Origin of the sequence: Terrisporobacter muris, from assembly GCF_024621905.1 — a bacterium.
Taxonomy (GTDB): domain Bacteria; phylum Bacillota; class Clostridia; order Peptostreptococcales; family Peptostreptococcaceae; genus Terrisporobacter; species Terrisporobacter muris.
In genome coordinates this window covers 1-5,094 of the sequence record NZ_JANKBY010000277.1, presented here as the reverse complement: position 1 = coordinate 5,094, position 5,094 = coordinate 1, and the positions used below count along the sequence as shown (strand labels likewise).

General features: G+C 26.4%; 8 protein-coding genes. 2 read left to right on the top strand and 6 right to left on the bottom strand.

Features of this window, described 5'->3' with window-relative positions:
- Positions 1 to 125: 125 nt before the first annotated feature.
- Positions 126 to 527: a hypothetical protein gene (locus NSA58_RS15935; RefSeq protein ID WP_039678407.1), complete on the top strand. Its 402-nt coding sequence runs from the start codon at positions 126 to 128 to the stop codon at positions 525 to 527.
- A 111-nt stretch (positions 528 to 638) separates the two neighbouring features.
- Here NSA58_RS15935 and NSA58_RS15930 read toward each other — a convergent pair whose 3' ends face one another.
- Both NSA58_RS15930 and NSA58_RS15925 read right to left on the bottom strand, forming a co-directional pair.
- The gene (locus NSA58_RS15930) at positions 639 to 812 is read right to left on the bottom strand and encodes a DUF2695 domain-containing protein (protein WP_257560672.1); all 174 of its coding nucleotides are present in this window, start codon (positions 810 to 812) and stop codon (positions 639 to 641) included.
- Positions 813 to 1,026: 214 nt separating this feature from the next.
- The gene (locus NSA58_RS15925; protein WP_039678406.1) at positions 1,027 to 1,689 is read right to left on the bottom strand and encodes a VanZ family protein; all 663 of its coding nucleotides are present in this window, start codon (positions 1,687 to 1,689) and stop codon (positions 1,027 to 1,029) included.
- Positions 1,690 to 1,924: 235 nt separating this feature from the next.
- On the opposite strand from NSA58_RS15925, the gene NSA58_RS15920 reads away from it, so the two are divergent.
- Positions 1,925 to 2,074, top strand: a complete 150-nt coding sequence (locus NSA58_RS15920; protein WP_161791892.1) for a hypothetical protein — start codon at positions 1,925 to 1,927, stop codon at positions 2,072 to 2,074.
- A 223-nt stretch (positions 2,075 to 2,297) separates the two neighbouring features.
- Here the strand turns inward: NSA58_RS15920 and NSA58_RS15915 are convergent, their stop codons facing one another.
- The 4 genes from NSA58_RS15915 to NSA58_RS15900 all read right to left on the bottom strand — a co-directional run bounded on the left by NSA58_RS15915 (position 2,298) and on the right by NSA58_RS15900 (position 4,890).
- Complete coding sequence (locus NSA58_RS15915) at positions 2,298 to 2,723, bottom strand: hypothetical protein (RefSeq protein ID WP_039678405.1); 426 nt, start codon at positions 2,721 to 2,723, stop codon at positions 2,298 to 2,300.
- A gap of 60 nt (positions 2,724 to 2,783) precedes the next feature.
- Positions 2,784 to 3,443, bottom strand: a complete 660-nt coding sequence (locus NSA58_RS15910; protein ID WP_074078990.1) for an HAD family hydrolase — start codon at positions 3,441 to 3,443, stop codon at positions 2,784 to 2,786.
- Positions 3,444 to 3,565: 122 nt separating this feature from the next.
- Complete coding sequence (locus tag NSA58_RS15905) at positions 3,566 to 4,066, bottom strand: GNAT family N-acetyltransferase (RefSeq protein WP_039678403.1); 501 nt, start codon at positions 4,064 to 4,066, stop codon at positions 3,566 to 3,568.
- Between the two features lie 80 nt (positions 4,067 to 4,146).
- Positions 4,147 to 4,890, bottom strand: coding sequence for a metallophosphoesterase family protein (locus NSA58_RS15900; protein WP_039678402.1), 744 nt, complete (start codon positions 4,888 to 4,890; stop codon positions 4,147 to 4,149).
- Positions 4,891 to 5,094 lie beyond the last annotated feature (204 nt).

Sequence of the window (5,094 nt, the reverse complement as noted above, 5' to 3'; positions counted from 1 at the left end):
TGTAGTAGAATTATATTCTATTATCTATGTATAATTAATAATATACTCTATTAAAAAGTTTGAAAATTGAGTATATTAAAATGATTTTTATATAAAGAAGCTTATATTTAATATGGGGGTAATTAATGAAAAAACATACTATAACATCAGTATTTGGAATTATTGGAATACTTTCTTGGACTATTACTATCTTTTTACGAGAAATATCTATAGATAATACATCTATTAATTTTCTATTAGGGGTAATGCCTAACTTATCTGCAGCTTGGGCATTTATATGGTTGGGTGAAATTATTGTTAATAAGAAAAATATTGATTTTAACTTTAAAATTGCCAGTGCTATCTCTGTATTGATTTTTTTATTGTCAATAATCTCTGAAGTAATACATGATTTATTTTTAAATAGTTCTTTCGATATATATGACCTTATATCAACTGTAATTTCAATTATTATGTATTTAACACTTTTATATTTTAATAAAAATCATATAAAGATTGACGAACAAGATAAACAAATTAATAACTAAAAGAAAAAAGTGGACAAATTTCTCTTTGTACACTTTTTTCTAGCTTATGTTTGCTAACATTCTAATAAATTGTAAATCCATGTTTTCATATCTACTTTCCCCTGTAATACTCTATATCTCTAATATTTTATCTTCTATATTAGCTAAAACTTCACAGTCACAATATCCGCCATTTTCTTCTATCCACTCTATAGATTCTTCCAAAGGTAGATTATTATTTTCTAAAAATTCTTTTGTATATTTTAGAGTATCATTACATCCATTGATTTCCAAAGTTTCATCTATGTAATTAAATAATTAGTCAAATACTTCTATACTAAAAGGAAGCGACTCTCTAATTTTCTCTTTTTCTTCATTTTTAAATTTTTTCAATAACTCTTTCTTTTTTGCTTTGTCCATTATTCTCTCGCTTTCATTTTAAATAATCTACTTAATGTTACGATTCATTTATCTGATTAGATAAATATAAAAATCCCTTAAATACTGAAAAATTTATAATCTATTTCATACTCAAGCGTGCCATATTGTTGAATATTGCACTAAAAGAAATAATCGTAATTATAACAGGTATTTGATAACACGCCATAGTTAGCACTTTATTTACTAAACTTTTCTTATTTTTGGGGGAAAATAAGAAAAATATCATTACTATCCCATAACCTATCATACACCCTAAAGTATTATTTATAATATCATCGATTTCAAATATCCCTCTCTTACTTATTAGTTGAAGTACTTCAATAGAAATTGTCATACATAAGCCTAAAAAATAAGTAATATAGAACTTTTCACATTTTTTGAAAAGTAAAGGCATCACAAACCCAAGAGGAATGAACATCAATATATTAAAAATTATATTTCTTAATTCTAATAAAGAAAATCTATTCCATACTTTTATATAAGAGCTAAATATATGTAAATTTATATTTTCATACATAACCGGTGTTCTATGAATAAATGTGGCTCCTAGTACTATAACAGTATAAATTAAAAATATACCCCATAATAAAATTTTACTTGCCTTTAATTTTTTAGTTCCTTTCATGATTTTCTTATATATTAAAAAGTATATTATTAATAATATACTAATTCCAATGGACACACTAAATAGACCTAGTAAAAAATATTCTCTGGCCATGTGAATTATTGATGTGATTCTCAATTTACGCCTCCTCATATGATAGATTTCTAGTTAGTCTATAAATTCTAGTTACTTTTTTAGTTTAACATATACTTGCATAACTTAATATTACAATATCTTAATTTGCAATTATTTCTAACTAAAATAAATGAGAATTTAAAAAATGAATTAAATATTCTTACATATTTGTTGATAAAAATTAAAAATACTATAAGATTATTAATCAACATAGAATATATATAATAGGAATAATTTAATGCAACTTAATGAAAAATTATATTTTAACGAAGATATTTTAACACTTGAGGGTGAATTATATGTGGAATCAGTATTAATAAGAGATAGCAAAGTATTTGGAGAAAAAAAGACCATTATGCTTATGGAACGCAAGCTTACTCAGAAATAGAAAAAAATTAGAAAAGGCATTAAATGAAAATGCTCAAATACTAGTTCACTGTAATGGAAATGCTGCATGTCAACAATATGAATATATTAAAAGTTGAACCTAATGATATTAGAAATATACAAGTCATTGAAACCCTAAAAGAAGGGGAAACTATATTAAAAAAATAATAAGTCTTAAAAAGTAGCTACTAGATTTTAATTTCTAGTAGCTACACACTATTTCTTTAATTTTTATGTTCAGACTTTTGGCATAACTCTTTTAGTTTACTGTAGATTTTTTTTGTTTTATCTGAATCATTCTCATTAAAAACAATTGTTGAATCCTTAGTTTTAAGTTTTATAAACGGACTTATATTTTTATGTATACATACCTTCGATTTAAAATCATCTCCGTTTACTTTGTATCGTCCATTATTTATATTGGCAGTGTTAAGCCCTGAGCCACCTGAAAGACTTACTTCATTTAGCAGTTCCACCTCAACAATGTCCTCTTCAGTATAAGTATTATACATAATTTTAATACTATTATCATTGACTTCTACTGGCATTAACTTTGAGTCTGCTTTTTTTATTGTAAAGCCTATAAGTAAGGCTATTATTATAAGTATGATAAACGAAAGCACATAACCATATTTTTTAACTTTGTCCATTAATTTTATTCCCCTCTGATTCTTATGTTTAACTGATAATTAATAAACTTGCTATATGTTTTAATTATTAAAACTTGCTTCTTCTAATATACAATCTAATAATTCACCTGGTGTATTTACTACAAAATCAGCTCCAGCCTCTTCTAGTTCATTGTCTTCTGCATAACCAAATGTAACCCCAATACTTGCAGTTCCAGCTTCTTTTGCACCTATAATATCGTGCTTACGGTCCCCAATCATAATTACATCTGTAGGATTAGCGTTCAATTGTTTAAGCACTTCACAAATTACTTCTGACTTTCTTGTTCTTGTACCATCCAACTCGCTTCCAATAATCAAATCAAAGTATTTACTTAACTCAAATTTATCACAAATAGGAGTAGCAAAATGGGTAGGTTTGCTAGTGGCAACGGCCAGTACATATCCAGACTCTTTTAATTTTTTAAGTACTTCTGCCATACCATCAATTGCGCTATTTTCAAATAATCCAACATGAGAATAACGTTCTCTATAATACTTAATTGCAAGTTCTGATTTTTCCACATCAAAGTTATAAAACTCCATAAATGAGTCTAATAAAGGTGGTCCTATAAATGGAATTAAATTATCGCAATCTTCTTCAATTCCAAACTTGCTAAGTGCATATTGTACACTTTTAGTAATTCCTTCTTTGGGATCAGTTATTGTTCCATCTAAATCAAATAATATGTATTTTTTCATTGTTAAATCTATCTCCTTGTGTTTTTACTACCGTAACATAATTTTCATGCTAAATCAACGTTTTGCTCATACCCATCTCTAAGCATTTCCTGTCTTCATTAAAAAGGTGATAATATTTCAATTTATCTATATTTTCCATATACACACAAGTCATAGATATTATTATTTTTAAAAACAGCACTTCTCATAATTCCCTCTAATATAAATCCATTTTTTTCCAATACCCTTTGTGATGCTATATTAGGCTTATATACTAAGCCAGTAATTCTTACAATATCCAACTGTGAAAATGCCATTGAGCAAATTTGTTTTACTGCTTCTGTCATTATACCTTTTGACCACTTATTTGTTAGCAATAGATATCCTACTTCAGCATCTTTGCAATATACATCATCCTTAACTTCCACTGATATATTTCCTACATATTCTCCATCAACAATTATTGCTCTGAAAATACCATCTTTTCCATCATGTTCGTCAGCCATATTTAACCACCATTTTGCATCATCTTCTGTGTATGGAAATGGTATTCTGTTTGATAAAAATTGTCGCTCAACTTTATTACATATATTAGACAATTTGTCTTTATCATTCATTGTCCATTTTTTTAATACAACATCCATATATACCCCCCTTATGAATTTCTATCTTTATTTTAATAATACTACTTTTTTGCAAGAATAAATGTATTATTAAAATAAAATTACTTAGCACTACCTTCTCTTATAAGTCTTGCAAAATCATTTGGAAGTATATTATTTTCCTCTATTTCCTTAGCTGCTTTTTCAAAATCATAATTAACTTCTATTATTTCTACTTCTGCTAAAGATTTACTATTAGATAAATTATCTTCATTATTTATTTCTATAATTACATAATTTGCTTTGGGATTATTTGTTTTTGGCTTACCCACACTACCTGCATTTATAAGCAATTTTTCACCGTAATATTTAGCATAAGGTATATGTGTATGACCACATACTAAAATATCCTCAGATAACTCACTCATAACTTCTTTTGCTTCTTCTGAATTCTCTTTTAAATATTCATTTATAAACCTTGTGCTTCCATGAACTAATTTTATAGTTTTATTGTTAAAAGTTAAAGTTGATTCCTTTGGTAAATTACTTAAATATTTTTTATTTTCATCCGTAGTTTTGCTTGATGTAAACTGCATTGAGAGGCCTGCTTTTTGTGCATCCTTAGGGTCTGGATAATCACACCCACATAAAATTTTATAGTTTCCTATAGCATCATCATAATTTCCCATTATTGTTAGCACTTTATTCTTTCTAATTGTATTTATAACTTCATTTGGCCTAGTACCATACCCTACCAAATCACCTGTACATACTACTAAATCCACATTCCTATTTTCTATATCCCCTAATACAGCTTCTAGTGCATAAATATTGCTATGTATATCTGATATGACTGCTATTCTCATTTGTTATTCTCCTTATCATATATCTTTTTAATTTTTATTAATTTCCTTCAATGTTTATCTTTTTCTTTAAAGTTTTCAATTTATATTATTTTCTTGCTCATATCCTTATGATATTTTATAAAAAAGGTTTTGTAAACTGATTCCAAAGAGAATAAATCAATTTTTTTTGATTTAATAATTATCTTTTGTTTATATTAATAATAG

Excerpts from the sequence above, each read along its gene's own strand:
- NSA58_RS15935 (WP_039678407.1), top strand. The coding sequence starts at position 126 with ATGAAAAAACATACTATAACATCAGTATTTGGAATTATTGGAATACTT.
- NSA58_RS15920 (WP_161791892.1), top strand. The coding sequence starts at position 1,925 with ATGCAACTTAATGAAAAATTATATTTTAACGAAGATATTTTAACACTT.
- NSA58_RS15915 (WP_039678405.1), bottom strand. The coding sequence starts at position 2,723 with ATGGACAAAGTTAAAAAATATGGTTATGTGCTTTCGTTTATCATACTT.
- NSA58_RS15910 (WP_074078990.1), bottom strand. The coding sequence starts at position 3,443 with ATGAAAAAATACATATTATTTGATTTAGATGGAACAATAACTGATCCC.
- NSA58_RS15905 (WP_039678403.1), bottom strand. The coding sequence starts at position 4,066 with ATGGATGTTGTATTAAAAAAATGGACAATGAATGATAAAGACAAATTG.
- NSA58_RS15900 (WP_039678402.1), bottom strand. The coding sequence starts at position 4,890 with ATGAGAATAGCAGTCATATCAGATATACATAGCAATATTTATGCACTA.